This window comes from Psychrobacter sp. NPDC078501 (genome assembly GCF_044900935.1).
Lineage (GTDB): Bacteria > Pseudomonadota > Gammaproteobacteria > Pseudomonadales > Moraxellaceae > Psychrobacter.
Map to the genome: position 1 here is coordinate 311,783 of NZ_JBJDOS010000004.1, position 18,670 is coordinate 330,452.

The 18,670-nt window shown below is 42.5% G+C and carries 15 protein-coding genes and 1 tRNA gene; 11 read left to right on the forward strand and 5 right to left on the reverse strand.

What is annotated here, in order from left to right; all coding sequences use genetic code 11:
- The first annotated feature begins 112 nt into the window (after positions 1-112).
- From ACI2IW_RS09575 to ACI2IW_RS09615, 9 genes are all read left to right on the forward strand, one after another.
- On the forward strand, positions 113-1,747 hold the full coding sequence (locus ACI2IW_RS09575) for a CTP synthase (RefSeq protein WP_404693505.1): 1,635 nt from the start codon (positions 113-115) through the stop codon (positions 1,745-1,747).
- A 232-nt stretch (positions 1,748-1,979) separates the two neighbouring features.
- Positions 1,980-2,855, forward strand: coding sequence for a 3-deoxy-8-phosphooctulonate synthase (gene kdsA / locus ACI2IW_RS09580; RefSeq protein WP_201571001.1), 876 nt, complete (start codon positions 1,980-1,982; stop codon positions 2,853-2,855).
- A gap of 27 nt (positions 2,856-2,882) precedes the next feature.
- On the forward strand, positions 2,883-3,140 hold the full coding sequence (locus ACI2IW_RS09585) for a heavy-metal-associated domain-containing protein (RefSeq protein WP_404693506.1): 258 nt from the start codon (positions 2,883-2,885) through the stop codon (positions 3,138-3,140).
- Between the two features lie 229 nt (positions 3,141-3,369).
- Positions 3,370-3,594, forward strand: a complete 225-nt coding sequence (locus ACI2IW_RS09590; RefSeq protein WP_404693507.1) for a heavy-metal-associated domain-containing protein — start codon at positions 3,370-3,372, stop codon at positions 3,592-3,594.
- 345 nt (positions 3,595-3,939) lie between these two features.
- Positions 3,940-6,300 carry a heavy metal translocating P-type ATPase gene (locus ACI2IW_RS09595; RefSeq protein WP_404693508.1) on the forward strand — a complete coding sequence of 787 codons (2,361 nt, stop codon included), beginning with the start codon at positions 3,940-3,942 and terminating at the stop codon, positions 6,298-6,300.
- A gap of 323 nt (positions 6,301-6,623) precedes the next feature.
- Positions 6,624-7,940, forward strand: coding sequence for a phosphopyruvate hydratase (eno, locus tag ACI2IW_RS09600; RefSeq protein WP_102093070.1), 1,317 nt, complete (start codon positions 6,624-6,626; stop codon positions 7,938-7,940).
- A gap of 150 nt (positions 7,941-8,090) precedes the next feature.
- A complete protein-coding gene (locus ACI2IW_RS09605) occupies positions 8,091-8,399 on the forward strand; it encodes a septum formation initiator family protein (protein WP_057761172.1) in 309 nt (102 codons plus the stop codon).
- A gap of 167 nt (positions 8,400-8,566) precedes the next feature.
- Positions 8,567-9,295, forward strand: coding sequence for a 2-C-methyl-D-erythritol 4-phosphate cytidylyltransferase (ispD, locus tag ACI2IW_RS09610; RefSeq protein ID WP_404693509.1), 729 nt, complete (start codon positions 8,567-8,569; stop codon positions 9,293-9,295).
- A gap of 431 nt (positions 9,296-9,726) precedes the next feature.
- The gene (locus ACI2IW_RS09615) at positions 9,727-10,338 is read left to right on the forward strand and encodes a BLUF domain-containing protein (protein WP_404693510.1); all 612 of its coding nucleotides are present in this window, start codon (positions 9,727-9,729) and stop codon (positions 10,336-10,338) included.
- Between the two features lie 238 nt (positions 10,339-10,576).
- On the opposite strand, the gene ACI2IW_RS09620 is transcribed toward ACI2IW_RS09615, so the two are convergent.
- The 3 genes from ACI2IW_RS09620 to pyrC all read right to left on the reverse strand — a co-directional run bounded on the left by ACI2IW_RS09620 (position 10,577) and on the right by pyrC (position 13,200).
- Positions 10,577-10,652 (reverse strand) — tRNA-Glu (locus tag ACI2IW_RS09620).
- A gap of 527 nt (positions 10,653-11,179) precedes the next feature.
- Positions 11,180-11,839 carry a ribonuclease T gene (gene rnt / locus ACI2IW_RS09625; RefSeq protein WP_404693534.1) on the reverse strand — a complete coding sequence of 220 codons (660 nt, stop codon included), beginning with the start codon at positions 11,837-11,839 and terminating at the stop codon, positions 11,180-11,182.
- 290 nt (positions 11,840-12,129) lie between these two features.
- Positions 12,130-13,200: a dihydroorotase gene (gene pyrC / locus ACI2IW_RS09630; RefSeq protein WP_404693535.1), complete on the reverse strand. Its 1,071-nt coding sequence runs from the start codon at positions 13,198-13,200 to the stop codon at positions 12,130-12,132.
- Between the two features lie 289 nt (positions 13,201-13,489).
- Here pyrC and ACI2IW_RS09635 point away from each other — a divergent pair, with 289 nt between their 5' ends.
- Positions 13,490-14,728: an argininosuccinate synthase gene (locus ACI2IW_RS09635; protein WP_057761167.1), complete on the forward strand. Its 1,239-nt coding sequence runs from the start codon at positions 13,490-13,492 to the stop codon at positions 14,726-14,728.
- Between the two features lie 145 nt (positions 14,729-14,873).
- Here ACI2IW_RS09635 and ACI2IW_RS09640 read toward each other — a convergent pair whose 3' ends face one another.
- Positions 14,874-16,142: a hypothetical protein gene (locus ACI2IW_RS09640; RefSeq protein WP_404693511.1), complete on the reverse strand. Its 1,269-nt coding sequence runs from the start codon at positions 16,140-16,142 to the stop codon at positions 14,874-14,876.
- 140 nt (positions 16,143-16,282) lie between these two features.
- On the opposite strand from ACI2IW_RS09640, the gene ACI2IW_RS09645 reads away from it, so the two are divergent.
- Positions 16,283-16,795, forward strand: a complete 513-nt coding sequence (locus tag ACI2IW_RS09645) for a L,D-transpeptidase family protein (RefSeq protein ID WP_404693512.1) — start codon at positions 16,283-16,285, stop codon at positions 16,793-16,795.
- A gap of 147 nt (positions 16,796-16,942) precedes the next feature.
- On the opposite strand, the gene ACI2IW_RS09650 is transcribed toward ACI2IW_RS09645, so the two are convergent.
- Positions 16,943-18,541, reverse strand: coding sequence for a CYTH domain-containing protein (locus ACI2IW_RS09650; protein WP_404693513.1), 1,599 nt, complete (start codon positions 18,539-18,541; stop codon positions 16,943-16,945).
- Positions 18,542-18,670 lie beyond the last annotated feature (129 nt).

The window sequence follows — 18,670 nt, forward strand, 5'->3', positions numbered from 1 at the left end:
TATGACAATTAAGCGTTAAAAACTGAGTGTTTTAAAGAGTTTGCGCTTTTGCCCTATATTTTGTGGCGTATTTTTAGTAAAATCCTTCTTTACCAATTACCGACAGAGTACTATGACCAAGTTTATATTTGTGACCGGTGGGGTAGTGTCCTCACTAGGAAAAGGTATCACCGCAGCTTCTCTTGCAGCGGTCTTAGAAGCACGTGGCGTGACTGTCACGATGACCAAAATGGATCCGTATATTAACGTTGATCCAGGTACAATGAGCCCGTTTCAGCATGGTGAAGTATTCGTCACTGAAGATGGCGCAGAGACCGATCTAGATTTGGGTTATTACGAGCGCTTCTTGCGTCACTCAAAAATGAGTAAGAGTAATAACTTTACTAGTGGTCGTATTTATCAGAACGTTTTGAATAAAGAACGCCGTGGTGAATATCTAGGCGGTACTGTACAGGTTATTCCGCATATTACTGATGAAATCAAAAACAAAATCCTTGCCAGTGGCGAAGGGTATGATATCGCTATTATCGAAATTGGCGGTACCGTTGGTGATATCGAATCACTTCCGTTTATGGAAGCCGTACGTCAGATGCAAGTAGAGCTTGGTCGTAATAGAGCCATGCTAATGCATCTTACTTTAGTGCCTTATATTGCTAGTGCTGGTGAGACCAAAACCAAGCCAACGCAGCATTCCGTAAAAGAGCTGCGCTCTATTGGCCTACAGCCTGATATCTTAATCTGCCGCTCTGATCATCATATCTCACAAGACAACCGTCGCAAGATTGCGCTATTTACTAACGTTGAAGAGCGTGCGGTCATTATGTGTGAAGATGCACAAAGTATCTATCAGATACCGCGCACATTACACGAGCAGGATCTTGATGATCTAATCTGTGAGCGTTTCGGTCTTGATGTGCCTGAAGCTGATTTAAGCGATTGGGACAGAGTGGTTGAAGCACAGTTGAATCCAGAAGGAACAGTGACTGTTGCGATGGTTGGCAAATATGTTGAGCTACCAGATGCTTATAAGTCTATTAACGAAGCATTGCTTCACGCAGGTATCACTCATAAAGCCGACGTGAAGATTGACTACATCGATGCTGAACGTCTAGAAGATGACGATACTTTACTTGTGCAGCTAAATGATGCTGATGCTATCTTAGTACCAGGCGGTTTCGGTGAGCGCGGTACGATGGGCAAGATAAAAGCCATCACTTATGCTCGTGAAAACAACGTTCCGTATTTAGGCATTTGTCTTGGTATGCAGTTGGCTGTGATTGAGTATGCACGTAATGTACTTAATATTAACGCCAACTCTTCTGAGTTTGATCGTAAGACCGCTGAGCCTATCATTGGTCTGATCACTGAGTGGTTAGATGAGCGCGGCGAGCTACAGATTCGTAGTGATGATTCAGACCTTGGTGGCACGATGCGTCTAGGCGCACAGCAAGCAGAGTTAGTTTCTGGTAGTAAGCTAAGCCAAATTTATGGTGCAAGCAATATCACTGAGCGTCATCGCCATCGCTATGAGATGAATAACCGTTATATCGAGCCGCTAGAGCAAGCAGGTATGACCATATCTGGTTATTCTGCCAAGCAGCATTTGGTAGAGTCGGTTGAGATTTCTGAGCATCCATGGTTTGTTGCTGTACAGTTCCATCCAGAGTTCACTAGCTCACCACGTGGTGGTCATCCACTGTTTAATAGCTTTGTAAAAGCGGCTAAGAACCACAGCGAAAAAAAATAGTTCTTATCATAAAGTAACTCCTTACAACGTAGTGCAAAGTGAAAGCGTTTATTATAAAAAAGACTGATCTCCGGATTGGTCTTTTTTTGCTTAATCCAAACTGCTAGTAGTTATTAACAAGTCAATATCCTCATTAATAATCTCTAATTACGCTTGCATACTTTTTTTAATCGGCCTATCGGTTACAATATGGGACAGAGATATTAATAACAAAATAAGAGGTAATGGCTTCATGGAAAACCTATTGACCGCACAATCACATATCACGCTCAACACTCCTAACAACGATACGATTAAAATTGGTAACGACCAGCCTTTTGTATTGTTTGGTGGTATGAATGTTTTAGAGTCCAAAGAATTGGCATTTGAGATTGCTGAGCAGTATGTTGATATTTGCCAGCGCTTGGGTATTGGCTATGTTTTTAAAGCGAGCTTTGATAAAGCAAACCGATCAAGTCTGCATTCGTATCGTGGGCCTGGTTTAGAGCAGGGTATCGATTGGCTAGGTCAGATCAAAGAAAAATTCCAAGTACCGATTATCACGGATGTGCATGAACCACATCAAGCAGCACCAGTCGCTGAAGTGGCTGACATTATTCAGCTACCTGCATTTTTGTCACGTCAGACGGATCTAGTGCATGCGATGGCAAAAACAGATGCCATTATTAATATTAAAAAGGCGCAGTTTTTAGCTCCTCACGAGATGCGTCATATCGTCAATAAGTGCTTAGAGGGTGGTAATGATAAGCTCATACTTTGTGAGCGTGGTAGTGCTTTTGGTTATAATAATTTGGTCGTCGATATGCTTGGTTTTGATACCATGAAGCAGATGGATATACCGGTATTCTTTGACGTGACGCATAGCTTACAACAGCCAGGTGCACGTAGTGATAGTGCTGGTGGACGTCGTGAGCAGATTACAACGCTTGCCCGTGCAGGTATGGCTACAGGATTGGCAGGGTTATTTTTAGAAGCGCATCCAAACCCAGAAACTGCAAAGTGTGATGGTCCATGTGCGCTGCGTATGAGCCAACTAGAGCCGTTCTTACGTCAACTTAAGCAAATTGATGATTTGGTCAAAGGTTTTGAAGTATTGGATACTCATTGATACGGTACGTAATAAGAGGGCTATACAATGGCAATTCAAATGGCGCAAGTAAGCATCGAAAATATCGATGATGCAGAAGGCTTAGATAGTGTGATGACCGCTCTTAAAAACATCTCAGGCGTGACGGCTATTAGTTTGGATCCTAAGCATAATGTCGCAACGGTAAGCTATGATGATACAGATACTAGTATCCATGCCTTAACAGCAGCGATTAGTATGGTTGACTATGTGACTCAGCCATTTCCGATTGATTCACCGCAGAACCCGCACCATAACGATTTATAATTACAAATAGCTATTGCTATAAATTTGTCGACGCGCTCTTTTATGTTCTTATTAATAAGTTACTGTTTCGTTAATAGCATCTCGTTAATAAAGCAACAACCAAACGGTCTTGTTGTCGAGGATAATAGGGCTTATGCTTGTTTAGTGGTACTTTGATAGGTTTTGAGAAGTAAATATTGAAGAACAGCTATCAAGGCTACTTTTCACTAATAAAAATAAGGAGCCAACCATGGCAAGCCAAACACGTATTATTCAAATTGATGGCATGACTTGTGGCGGCTGTGTGGCAAGTGTACATACTGCTACTGCCGACATTGACGGTTTAGATACGATCACCGTTGATCTAGCTGACAATCTAGCGACGGTCACCTTTGATGATAGCAAAACCAGTGCAGAAGCGATTGCTTCGGCCATTGATGAGGCTGGATTTGAGGCGACTGTCGCTAATTCATAAATGTCGTCATCTATCTACAAAACCAGCTACCATGTTATTACTGGCATGATAGCTGGTTTTTTAATGGTTAAAAATTCTGATTATAGATTACGTACATGGCTGTCCTAGTTTGCTGCTATTTACTAAATGATTGAGGCTTACTTGAATAGATGATGATTGTGACCATCTAATAGGCGCTACCTGAATATATTGCAATATGTCTGTCTATACTAACTGGATAGCCTAAACAGCGTATTCATACTGATTGTTATCGTGTTTTACTTGTTTCATTTGATTTTTTTGTCAATCCACTGATATTTTATTATGGCTTCTATGAGTATATAGACGCTATAAAGAGTTATTTTTATGAATGATACTACCCGTACCACTAGTGATGAATCCTACGATGTCGAGACTGACATTCAATCAAATACGCCACTTGCACCGCAACGTGCGCATCTGCAGTTGGCGATTGATGGCATGACGTGTCAGGCCTGTGCTTCACGAATCGAAAAGGTGCTGAATAAAAAGCCTTCGGTGTATGAAGTGAGTGTGAGTTTTGCTGGCGAGACTGCCAATGTTGATTATGATCCAACCCAGACGACGCCTGAACAGGTGACAGAGTGGGTGAATAAAACGGGCTTTGTGGCTAATGTGCAGGCAGCCGATAGGTTATTTGCTCAGACTGACGAAGATACCGCCACTCAATACCCATGGCGTTTGATCGGATTATGGGTTTGTTTGGTGCCATTCTTGGTGGGTATGGCAGGTATGTTGACGGGTTTTGGCATGGCGTGGATGCCGCCAGTCTGGGTTCAATTTATTTTAGCGACTGTAGTACAGTTTGGTTTAGCGTTACCATTTTATAAGAGCGCATGGGCATCTATAAAGGGCGGCCTTGCCAATATGGATGTGTTGGTAGTCATTGGTACAGTGACGATATGGGCGTATTCGACTTATCTTTGGCTCACGCATGGCGATGGTACTTTAAACAGTCTATTGCAAAGTGGGCATTTGGGCGAACACGGTGCGAGTAATAGCCCAGCCGTATATTTTGAAGCAGGGGTGATGGTCATTGCCTTTGTACGTACAGGTAAATATCTTGAGGAACGTACCAAGAAGCACAGCCTAAACAGTATTGATTTATTATTGTCATTGACACCTGATGAAGTAGAGCAGCAGCAGCCAAATGGTGAATTTCATAATATTGCGTTATCTGATGTACAAGTAGGTGACGTCCTACGTGCAAAACAAGGCAGCCGTGTCGCTACAGATGGTACCGTCATAGAAGGCAGCGGCTGGTGCGTGGAGAGTCATTTAACTGGCGAGTCGGTAGCTCTCAAAAAAGAACAAGGCGATGGATTGCTGGCAGGTGCCTTGGTAGAGAATGGCAGTCTGCTATACCGTGTCAGTGCGAAGGGCAGTGATACTAAGCTGGGTGATATGGTGCAAGCATTGAGTGATGCACAAGGTTCAAAAGCCAATCTAGCGCGTCTCGCGGATCGAGTAACGGCTATTTTTGTCCCCGTAGTGGTAACGATTGCGTTGGTTACTTTTGGGGTCACATGGTGGCTGACAGGTATGGTTGATACTGCACTAATGCACGCAGTATCGGTGTTGGTCATTGCTTGTCCTTGCGCGCTTGGTTTGGCCACGCCAGCGGCCATCATGGCTGGTATGGGCGTTGCCGCGCGTCATGGGGTGTGGTTCAAGGATGCACAAAGTCTTGAGGCAGCAGGTAATATCGATACAGTAGTACTCGATAAAACAGGTACATTGACTATTGGTAAACCTACTATCGTCGATCATGTCATGGTGGATAAGTCGCTTGCTGTGGACGATGTATTGCAGATTGCGGCCAGTGTCGAGGCGCATGCCAGTCATCCACTAGCAACTGCTCTCGTCAATACGGCTAAAGAACGTCAACTGTCTCTATTTAATGTGACCGATATCAGTGTGATAAAAGGTGCTGGTATACAAGCAAATATCGAAGGGCTTGGATTAGTAAAAGTGGGTACGGCAGAGTTTGCGAACTTGACGTTGCCAAGATTTATGCCAAAAGTATGGCAAATTGCCAGTACCGTTGCGATTAGTATTAATGATGAGCCATTAGGCGCGTTTGCCCTAGCAGATGATCTAAAAGCAGATACCCCGCAAGCAATCAATGCACTACAAGATGCGGGTATCAATGTGATCTTGATGAGTGGTGATAAGCAGTCCGTTGTCGATCATGTAGCAGGGCAGTTGGGTATTGATAAGGCTTATGGCAATATGAGCCCGCGTGACAAGGCCAGTCAAATTGCACTATTGCAAACTGCTGGTCATAAGGTGGCGATGGCAGGAGACGGCGTCAACGATGCGCCAGCGATGGCTACTGCCGATGCCAGTTTTGCGATGTTTGAGGGGACTGATGTCGCTCAGCATAGTGCCTCTGCACGTCTAATGGGTGAGTCGCTCATGCATATCGATGCGGCACAAAAAATCGCTCAAGCAACGCTGCGCAATATTAAACAAAATCTGTTTTTTGCCTTTATTTATAACTGTCTTGGTATTCCGCTTGCTGCATTTGGATTTTTGAATCCGATGATTGCTGCCGCTGCTATGGCGCTTAGCTCCATCTCAGTACTCATGAATGCACTACGATTGACACGGTTTAAGACAGAGGTTGAGTTAGATAATACGGTATCCACCTCTCATACGGATAAAGAGCGTTTAGCAAAAGGGTAGCTATCATATTTGCTTTAAGCTTCTATAAATATAAAACAGACAGGCATCGCATATATGTATCTATAAGATTGTTTTTATGACGGCAAGTCGGTGTAAGATAAGGGAAGTTTGGTAAAATATATGCTATGATGCCAAGCACTATAGCCGACTATTAATATGCTTTATATCCCTCTAATTGCTAGGTAACGATAGCTACAAGATAGAAAGGTATAAAGGGTTTTTAGGATTACGTGCTATATGATATTTTGCTTTATCTTTTTTGTATGCTAGCTGCCGTTATTTATCTCACAAACTTGGCATGACCAAAGGAATTAACAGACATTATGTACGCTGAAGAAACCAACAACGTCACCGCAATTAAAGACATTCGCGCTCGTGAAATTTTAGACTCGCGCGGCAACCCAACTATCGAAGCTGATGTTATTTTAGCTGACGGTACTGTCGGCCGTGCTGCTGCTCCAAGTGGCGCATCAACAGGCTCACGTGAAGCGCTTGAGCTACGTGATGGCGACAAGACCCGCTTTATGGGTAAAGGCGTCAAAAAAGCCGTTTCTAATGTCAATAGTCAAATTCGCAGTGCCTTGATTGACAAAGATGTGACTGAGCAACAGGCTATTGATGATGCCATGATTGCGCTAGATGGTACAGAAAACAAAGAAAGCTTGGGTGCTAATGCCATGCTAGCTGTGTCACTTGCGACGGCCAAAGCGGCAGCCAAGTCACAGAATCTGCCATTGCATCAATACATTGCCAATCTACGTAATCAAACGTCGTTGACCATGCCTGTGCCGATGATGAACATCTTGAACGGGGGCGAGCACGCGGACAACACGGTTGATATCCAAGAGTTTATGATTGAGCCTGTAGGCTTCACTAGCTTTTCAGAAGCGCTACGTGCTGGTACAGAAATTTTCCATAGCTTAAAGTCAGTATTAAAATCACAAGGTTTAAACACTGCCGTTGGTGATGAAGGTGGTTTTGCACCGAACCTACGTAGCAACGAAGAAGCCATCACGGTTATCATGCAAGCGATTGAGCAGGTTGGCTACAAAGCTGGTGAAGATATTCATCTTGCGCTAGATTGTGCAGCTAGTGAATTTTACAAAAACGGTCAATACGTCTTAGCAGGCGAAGGTAATAAAGCCTTTGATAGCCAAGGGTTCTCAGATTACCTAGTTGGGCTGGCACGTCAGTATCCTATTATCTCTATCGAAGATGGTCTTGATGAGTCAGATTGGGATGGTTGGAAGTATCTGACCGAACAAATTGGCGATAAAGTCCAATTGGTTGGGGATGATTTGTTCGTAACCAATCCTGCAATCTTGCAAGAAGGTATCGATAAACACATTGCCAATGCTATTTTGATTAAATTTAATCAAATTGGCACCTTGTCAGAAACGCTAGATGCGATTTATATGGCTAAGGAAAATGGCTATGCAACTATCATTTCACATCGTTCAGGTGAAACTGAAGACAGCACCATTGCAGACTTGGCAGTTGGTACAGCGGCAGGCCAGATCAAAACTGGCTCACTATGCCGTTCAGACCGCGTAGCGAAGTACAACCAATTGCTACGTATCGAGCAGCAAGTACGTGCAAGCTACCGTGGCCGTGAAGAGTTTATTGGTCTACGTGGCTAAGCTTCTGACTGGCTTTTTAGCGTAATATACGTTGAAAAGCCTAGACTCATTAGCTGAAGTCAATATTTGGGTGATATATAATCATTTGTATATCGCCTAATCAGCTTAAATTTTACTATCTTCTTTTATACCGTTTGGCGTTATCACCTTATGAAATATTTTAGCCAATTTATACTACTTGCTTTAGCCGTTGCAGTGCTTTTAGGATTGCAATATCAGTATTGGTTGGGTGAAAACGGTCGTTTTGAACACAATAAGTTGACAGCTCAAATCGAAGAGCAACAACGTTTGAATGACAATCAAGTTGCGGCAAATAATCTATTACGCACCGATGTTCAAGATTTGAAAACGGGGCTTGAGGCCGTAGAAGAGCATGCTCGCTTAGATTTAGGTTTAATCAAACCGAATGAGACTTTTGTCCAAGTATCCACCGCACCAACCACGCACAGCAACTATTAGCTTTATAAATACACTAACTTTCACGGATATACTAACTTTTACGACATGAATTAATTTTCATGATGCAGCATCATAATGTTGTTATCTGACACCATTCATCATACTTGACACCTGCTTTATTCCTCTTTACATATACTGTCATGGGCTCAAACCATGAGTACACTACTATGAATACAACCCCTAATATACATGCCATGATCGTCGCAGCTGGTCGCGGCAGCCGTTTTGGTGCGTCTATCGCCAAGCAATATACAATGCTAGAAGGTCAGACGCTGTTGCAGCATAGCGTGGCACGACTTGCTTGTAACGATTACATCGATAATTGTCTATTGGTCATATCAGCCGATGACAGCACGGCTCAACAACTAAAGTTTGCACTTCCTGTACGCTATGCAGTCGGCGGAGCAGAGCGTTGGCAGTCAGTACAAGCAGGCGTTGAAGCAATTAGTCAGACAGGTGCTGATGATTCAGATTTGGTGCTTATTCACGATGCAGCACGTCCCGCTGTACCGAATGTAGATATCGATCAAGTGATTGAAGCAGCGATGCTGGAGCCTTACGGCGCTATTCTAGCGACACCAGTGGCCGATACGTTAAAAGCTTCCTATCAGCAAGCTACCTCCGCAGAAGAGAGTCGTCCACATTCTTATACCAAATCTACTATTGATCGTAGCAACATGTGGCAAGCACAAACCCCGCAAGTATTCCGCTTAGGTCAGCTAAAAAAAGTCCTAAATCATGTGTTTGAACATCAGCTAAGCATCACAGATGAAGCCAGTGCTTTTGAACAACTAGGTTTACCAATACGCTTAGTCTCTGGTAGTCGCCAGAATATAAAACTAACCTATCCTGATGATGCAGTACTGTTAACAGCGATTATGGCGCTTCAGTCTTAGTTTCAACTCTGCTTCCGCTAACGAGCATCAGTTTTACTCCTTTTATGCTTAATAATGGCCATGATAAGAACTATGGCTTCAGTAGCCACTATATCCTCGTTAAAATTTTCTATACTATTCTTAAAAACTAATGAATTCAAAAATAATCTATTACTAAAACCTATACCGAGAATATATATAATCTACTTTGGAATATAATATGGTTATTACATATGTTTTTTGTGTCTGAGCGGGCCTATGTCCAGTAATAGGTTGCTTTAATGACCAAACTAACCTATGATGTAACTAACTTAATACAATTAATATAAAAACTTATAAAATCAATAATATATCAGACCGATTCATTACGATTAGTTATGTTGTCTATATATTTTTTCTGAAGTTAGTATGATTGTTTTAGCGACATTTACCTGATAATAGGGAGAAGCTGATTGTCAACAATCAACGATTCAACAAATCCAGTAACGACAGATCTCTGCCAGCTTGTATATATAAGCCGGATTACCTCTACTGGTCTTTCAAGTCCTAGCACGCTTAATGATATCTCAGAGACCGCGGTTGAACGCAATCAAATAGATAATGTCACGGGTATTCTTTGCTATGGCAATGGCTACTTTTTACAGTGTGTCGAGGGATCAGAGCAGGCACTAACCAATCTAAAAAATCGTTTGTTGGTAGATGATCGACATAAAGAATTGAAGATTTTAGATTTTTCTGAAATTACCAAACGTCGTTTTGCCGGTTGGTCATTACGTTCGATTACCCTTGAACGTTGGATGACTAAAGAGCCTGAGCTTAAAAAGTTAATGCCATTTAAGCCGTATGAGTGGGATTCTAATGAGTGGCAGAAGTTCTTGGACGTGCTACAAGGCTACTATGAAGAGCAAACAAGAAGAACAGGTAACGTTGATACGCCTCCTGTCAAATACAGTACGCTAGGGGTGACTTTAAGTAAAGTTGTAGGGCAGCATCAGGCGTTCTTTTTGATCCAGACGATATTGGGATTAATGATAGTTGCTACGTTGCTATGGTTGCTGCTGTAATCGATAAATACTAATAAAGTACCCATTGAGCCAAGCTATATTTACAATTAATAAGACAACCAAATAAAAAAGCCAGCATCGATTGAATGCTGGCTTTTTTATTTAAAAGAATAAGTTGGCTTTTAATGAGAGACATAAAAAAACCCAGTTCATAATAAATTATGAACTGGGTTTTGGTGGTACGCTTGTTAGTCTAATCTAATGCTAAGCATTAGTGCTAACAAGTGACGCCAAATAGTGGCGTCCCCAGGGGGATTCGAACCCCCGTTACCGCCGTGAAAGGGCGGTGTCCTAGGCCTCTAGACGATGGGGACTAGTAACAACACTTCAACTGCTTTCACCATTTATGCTGAAGTGGTGCGTATTTTAATAGCGTCGGCGCTTCCTGTCAAGCCTTTTTCTACGTCTTTTTAAAATTAAATATCTTTTTTTAATTGCGCGACGAGGATGTAGGTCATTTCGCTTTAAATGATAGCGAATCCATAAAGAAGTACAGGCGCTAATCGTCAATGCAAGCAGCATATAGCCGAGAATGGTACCCCATAACTTGAGCTGTGGATCCATAATAAAGTCCCTCCTATTAATCTTGATAATGCTTGCTATCAAGACAGTGTGAGCAACTTAAACCATCTATAGGATATAACTACATCGCTTAAGAGTGATATTTTGTAATTATTTATTCATATCGAATAGAACAACTACGTCTGTCATCACGAAAATAGTTCCGTCTATTTATTATGATATCAATCATATCCCTATTGATTGCCAAATCAAGATGTCAAAGTCATCAAGTATTACAAATAGCACTATTATGTATGATTGGCAATATAGGATATGTGACTTATTGACTGTCGCTATCAGCTGGCTCTTCTTTAGCCTCTTCATTATGCAGCGCATTGGCCAACATAGGGTAGTTATTTAGTATATGGCAAAATAGCTCAGCAGTCTTTTGAGTGTCATACAGAGCTGAGTGAGCATTCTTGCCATCAAACTCTAACCCTGCTGCTTTACAAGCACGTGCTAGGACAGTTTGACCAAATGCTAATGCTGATAAGGTGACGGTATCGAATACTGAAAAGTTATGAAATGGATTGTGATTTTTGCTATTGGTTCGTAGCACAGCTGCATTCAAAAAAGCCAAGTCAAAATGGGCATTGTGTCCAATTAAGACACATTGACGACATTCTTCGTCACGGCGTACGTCTTTTAACCCTTTAAAGATGCGGCGCAATGCTGTCTTTTCATCTTCAGCAATGGCTTTGCGCATTGGATTTTTAGGGTCAATGCCGGTAAAGGCAAGCGCACCTGGCTCTAAGTTTGCGCCTTCAAAAGGCTCAATATGAGCGTTGAAAGCTTCACCTGGATAAAATATACCTTGCTCATTCAGTAAGACGGGAATGCAGGCAATTTCTAACAGTGCATCGGTCTGGGCGTTAAAGCCTGCTGTTTCCACGTCGACGACGACAGGCAAGAACTTGCGAAAGCGGTCTTTTAAGACCATAGGCGCTTGCTCATCTGTCGCTGAGGCTGCATCTTTCGGAGAAGTATTTAGAGTAGCATTAAGACTGGCAGATTTAGGGTGTGATAAGTCTTGGTCAGGCAAGGTCGCTATGTTTTGATTGGTCATATAAAGTTAAATCACTTTTATCAGTCGTACTAATATATTGAATGAGAAATAAGCATCCTATAATATTAACTGCACCTTTAGTACAAAGAAATCTACTACAAAGGTATCATTAATATCATAGGATAAAATAATAGGTCTCTTTTGAATGCTAAGCTTTGTGGGTATTAAGCCTTAATTGACCAGGGTAGCGTCTCACCTGCCATTAGGGGCGTCAATGATGCACCATCAAAATAAGGATAGTCAGCCGGTACTTGCATAGGCGTGTTGACAAGCGTGATAGTGCTTTCATTTAAAGGTAAGCCATAGAACTGAGCACCAAAACGACTGGCGAAACCTTCTAATTTATCTATCTTTCCAACACTATCAAAGGCAGTCGCATATAAAGGCAGCGCCGTGGCTGCACTATAGCAACCCGCGCAGCCACAAGCGGCTTCTTTTTTGTCTGTCGCATGTGGCGCAGAGTCAGTACCTAAGAAGAACTTTGGATTACCACTAGTAGCCACATCTAATAGCACTTTTTGATGGCTCTCACGCTTCAAAATAGGTAGGCAATAAAAATGTGGTTTGATACCACCAACCAATAAATGATTGCGGTTAAACATCAAATGCTGCGGCGTAATAGTCGCAGCAACATGGTTACCTTGTGACAATACAAAATCTGCCGCATCGCTGGTAGTGATGTGCTCTACCACTATTTTCAACGTAGGGAATTTCACGATAATTTGTGCCAACACTTCATCTAAGAAACGTTTTTCACGATCAAAGATATCTATATGGTCTTGTGTCACTTCGCCATGTATCAGTAGTGGCAGGTTGTACTTTTCTAACGCTTCAAAGACATCGACACAGGCATTGATGTTGGTGACGCCGTCTGCGGAGTTGGTAGTTGCTCCAGCAGGATAGAGTTTGACAGCTTGTACGATACCTGACTGCGCTGCCAACTCGATATCTTGGGCAGTGGTGTTATCCGTTAAGTATAGAGTCATACGCGGATCAAAAGCTGACTGGCGCTCAAGACTTAAATCACTAGCTGCTAACTGCTCCATGATACGTGCGCGGTAAGCAATAGCATCCTGCGCATTTTTGACTGGAGGCACCAGGTTTGGCATACAGATGACACGGTTGAAGCTGCTTGCTGCATGAGGTACGGTCGTGCTCAAGGCTAGATCGTCACGCAAATGAATATGCCAATCATCTGGCTGAAGGATGGTCAATTCTCTAATCGAATCAGTCATAGTGTCAAAGCGCTCTATATCGTCAAATAAAGGAAACAAAAGGGAGTAATACTGTGGGTCTATCATAACAGATTTGCCCAGTTGACTAAATATACGGCGAAATATCTGTGCATAATTTGAGGACATGCTCCAAGTGCTTTAAAATTTACGCCAAAAGCACACGCCTTATGGCAGTTAGACTTTTGCCCATAGTAAATATGATGTACACTGAGCAGGTAATTATCGTTCGACTTGCTTTCGATTTGATCGTCGCCTTTTCTAAAACTATATTTCATAATGGGAGTTCTTCATGGCTCAACTTGATCCAAAAAATATCAATAAAATCGTCTTGGCTTATTCAGGTGGTCTTGATACCTCAATCATCGCTAAATGGCTACAAGAAACTTATGATGCGGAAGTAATCACCTTTACCGCTGATATCGGTCAAGGCGAAGAAGTTGAGCCAGCACGAGCCAAAGCTCAAGCAATGGGTATCAAGCATATCCATATCGAAGATTTGCGCGAAGAGTTCGCTCGTGATTATGTATTCCCTATGTTCCGTGCTAACGCCATTTACGAAGGTGAGTACTTGCTAGGTACGTCTATTGCTCGTCCATTGATTGCCAAGCGTTTGGTTGAGATTGCTAAAGAGCATAACGCCGATGCTATCAGCCATGGTGCGACTGGTAAAGGCAATGACCAAGTTCGTTTTGAGCTAGGTGCGGTCGCTTTGTCACCAGACGTAGTAACCATTGCTCCTTGGCGCGAGTGGGATCTATCAAGCCGTGAAAGCTTGATGAAATATGCTGAAGAGCATGATATCGCCATTGATTATGCGGGCAATAAGAAAAAATCTCCTTACTCAATGGATGCGAATTTACTGCACATCTCTTATGAAGGCGGTGTCCTAGAAGAACCGTATACTGAAGCAGAAGATGATATGTGGCGCTGGTCTGTCAGCCCAGAAGAAGCACCTGATGAAGCACAGTACTTAGAACTAGAGTACGAAAAAGGCGACATCGTTGCTATCGATGGTGAAGCACTTAAGCCTTATGAAGTCATGATTAAGCTGAACGAAATCGGCGGCAAACATGGTATCGGCCGTTTAGATATCGTTGAAAACCGTTACGTCGGTATGAAATCACGTGGTTGCTACGAGACGCCAGCGGGCACGATTATGCTAAAAGCGCATCGCGGTATTGAGTCGTTAACGCTTGATCGTGAAGCTGCCCATCTAAAAGATGAGCTCATGCCACGCTATGCAAAAATCATCTACAATGGCTATTGGTTCAGCCCTGAGCGTATGATGCTACAAGCATTGATTGACAAGTCACAAGAATACGTCAACGGTACGGTACGCGTAAAACTGTATAAAGGTAGCGTGAGCGTTGTTGGTCGTAAATCTGACGATTCATTATTTGATGAAAAAATCGCTACTTTCGAAGATGATGCGGGCGCTTATGATCAAAAAGACGCAGAAGGCTTTATCCGTCTAAATGGTCTACGTTTAGCTATCGAAGCTAGCCGTGGTCGCGATTTATCTAAGTAAGTTTTTGGGCTGCTGATAGTCAATTCGTAACTTAGATCGCACAACAAAAAAGAGACTCTATGTTGATAGGGTCTCTTTTTTTATGGCTAGTAAATGGTTGCTAAAACGGTTGCTTTGAGGGTAGCTATTTCAAAAGTAAAACGCTTTACTCAGATTTTTCTGTATTTGCAGCGTCAGGTTCGTCTTCATCTACCATTACAATGGCCACATCTTGCTGTTGACGCTCATCAATAGCATCTTGTTCTAACACTTCTTCAGTTGCCAGGATCGCACCGTCAGATTTTTGCGATTGGTATTTCAAGGTAGCGAGTGCACCAAGGACACCAACGACAAGTATGATGATAAGAATGACAGGATTTTTCCATAGTGGTGTGGAAGCCTCATATTCGATAGGCTTTTCACTAGTGGTGGTTGGCGTATTGTCGTTATTGCCGCCGATTAGTCCCAAACTTACTAAAGGCGGTTTAGGTGGATTGGCTGGTTCAGAGTTAACGCGTAGTCGATTTCGACTGAGATAGATATCTGATATTTTGGCTAATTGTAGCAGCCAGCGTTGATGTGGTAAGGCAACGGCATGCATCTCGGTAAATACTAGCATATCGTTGTGACGACCTTGCTGTAGATTGTCAGGTGAGCGCCCAATGGCTTTTAGATAATTACCTGTTGCCATTTGCATGTCTTGCACAGGTTCATAGTCTTCAGGTTTAAATCCAGTCAGCTTATACCAGTAAGGATCAAAAGGAGGTGGAGTGCTTGATAGCCGCTCAACATTTAATAACGTACGCTCCGCATTATTCTCTGAGTTGTTCTCTATCGCTTCAACAGCTTCAGTAGTTGATTCGGGCAGGTCACTATTGCTTTCTGTCTCAGCAGATAAGGTGTGCGTATGCTCTGGGCTAAATCGGGCCGTTGATAAAAACTGTGGTTGTAGTGCAAACCATTTATTGATCTCATCACTGTCTAGTTGACTGTATTCTGTCAGGATAGCCAATTCACGCAGTACAATCACGCACAATGAGGTGAGTAGAGTTTGAGCCTGCTGCGTCGTTGCATCAATCTTCTCAGCGATATGTTCGCTTGCCTTTATGACACGGGCATTATCGCTAAATACAGCATCTGCTGCATCGTGACGATGGTAGAGTGTGGCGCTAATGGTGGCAAAGTTCATTGAGTTATACTGTCGTAACTCTTTGACAGCACCACGACCAAACAGCTTTTTGCTGACTGCTTGTCCCTGATGACGCTGCTGATAGGCGAGCAATGCACTTACGATGGCTTGTAGACTGGCATCCATCCCTAAGCGAGCTTGCGGTAGAGAAAGCTGTGCTGCATCGGCCAAAAGTGACAGCATAGGCTGGGTATCATGATATAAAAAATCATACATCGACACACGTGTCGGTGAAATAGTCGTCATAATCTGCTAGCATCAAAAAGTGTGCCCCTATATTACGGTGCCAAATGTCTTGATACAATCCCTTGATAATAGAAATTTTCAATCATTTTACTAATAACCTTGATAGTAATCTGATGAATGACTGATAGTCGGAAGCATTTATGACCAATAATAAGACGCTTGATAAACAACTCGTGATTAATATCGCTGAGCAAACATTAACGATGTACCAGCAGCAGACTGAGGTTAGATACGTAGTCTCCACTGCAAAGAATGGTATTGGTAGTCAGCAGGATAGTGGTTGCACGCCGCTCGGTAGGCATGTCATTGAACAAAAAATAGGTGGTAGCGAGCCTATGAATGCGGTATTTGTCGGGCGTGTGCCGACAGGTGAGATATATGATACCAATCTTGGTGAGCTACATCCCAAACGTGACTGGATATTGAGCCGTATTCTTTGGTTAAGCGGTCTTGAAGAAGGGTTAAACAAAGGTAGCAATAGCCAAGGTGGTTGCGATACTTATGAGCGCTATATCTATATTCACGGTACACCAGATACTGAACCAATGAGTATTCCGCTATCACATGGCTGTATCCGTATGCGTAATGAAGATATTGTAGAATTATTTGAGCAAGTAGAAGAGGGTATGCCTGTTACGATTGTGGCTAATTAGGACATGTTGTACATTTAGCCATGGCGCTGAAAGAAGCTATTCAAACACAATAAAAAAAGACAGCCTGTTATATAACAAGCTGTCTTTTTTATGGAGCGGTTTTACTTTATGAAATCAGTATCCGTCATAAACGTAATATTCCTACTTCTACCAAAACGTTGAGCTGTCCGCAAATTTTGCTAAACGTGCATCAATATGACTCTGGTCAACAGTCAGTATGGCCGTAAACCAACCTGCACCATATAAAGCATTAGCATCTGTTGTTGATTTCAATTCATAAAACTGCTGATATTGATTATCATCGTTCAGTTGTTCTAACGCTTTTTGCGCTTTTATTAGCCGTTTTAGCCAACGTTTGGTTTTCTTTTTAGCTTTTTTCTTGCTTAGTAAAGGTGTGGAAAATTCACTGATGTAACGCAAATCTTTTAATTGACTAAGCAGGTCGCTTTCAGGTTGGTCATTATCAGCAACATCTGTGCTTACATTTGTGTCATCGCTCACAAGCTCAGCAACACTTACTTCGTCACTTACTTCGTCAGCTTTTTTATTGGTCTTAAGACATTTTTTATATTGTTTAGAAAGGACTTTCGTTAGCTTATCGCGGGCAAGCTGATCAGTCTGAGGTTCAATGCTGGGGTCGCTCATAGTAAAGGCAATCAGCTCTAGCAAGGTTATCTGAAAGTCATTGGCTTGCAGCGTATTGATAGGTGTGATCTTGATATCTTCGATATCTGTTGTCCAGTCGACGGCAGGCGCGCCACATGCTTGTAGCTCAGGTTCGATCTGTGCGTTGATATAAGCAAGTTGATAGTATTCGCTAAGCAAGGTTGCAGTTTGCTTTAGTATTGGCAACCATTCAGGGTTAATTTCATCAGAGAAGTCGGTAAATGCTTTCAACGCAGTACGCAAGCGATCAATACCAATCCGCAACTGTAGAATATGATCGTCATCTATACTGCCAGCGACGATAGCACTGCTATTTGATAGTATCTGTAATAAGCAATTGTGTACGACCGCACGTATAAAGGCAGGTGCACTGCTGTCTTTGTCTATTTGCAATTGACTTAGGTTTGCGTTGACCGCTGGACTGTGTTTTTGTCCGTTAATAAGTAAGCCACCGTTTTCAGCTTTGGTAACGGTAGATAGACACAGCTTATAGCGCTTGCACCATGTTTTGGCAGTCGTAAATAGAAAATCTAAATCTCCTGACACCAGTTCAAACTCTATCTCTTGAATGGCTTTGCGTAGCGAGTCATCAGTACCATGAATAATCTCTCCCTGATCATAAGCCATTTCGATACAGTTATCGGTTTCATCCTCATTACTTTCTGTTAGCAACCGCGTAGTGCGCTCGACGTCAGTAACATAAAGTCGTGTTAGCGTCTTTACTAACTTTTTGAGTTTAAAGTCAGCCAATGCTGCAGCGATTGGAGTGTCTTGATATATCGTTAAATCAGGCATCAGCTCATTATTATCGAGCATCGTTTGTACTTGCTCATTATCGAGTACAGCATTGTGCTCCAAGCGTGCGGCGATACCATCACCACCAGCTTTAATGGTTTGTACCCATGTATCACCTTCTTTGCGAATACGCAGACCGATACCTGCCTGTGCAAGCTGTTGGTCAGGCGTATCGTAATAGTGTGCAGCCAGTTGTTTCACTTGTGAGGATTTAACGTGCGTTTGACGCATTAAACCCTTTAGCCGTGACTCTGGTACCAAAAACTTCAGCTCTATCTCTTGCATATTAGCTCCTAATAATTCTGACTGATGGCTCTGATCGATGGTTGTGATAAACCATTATTAGTCTACCATTCTCTGATTATTTAAACCGCAATAAAAAACCGCCCTACATGATGTAGGGCGGTTTTTTGA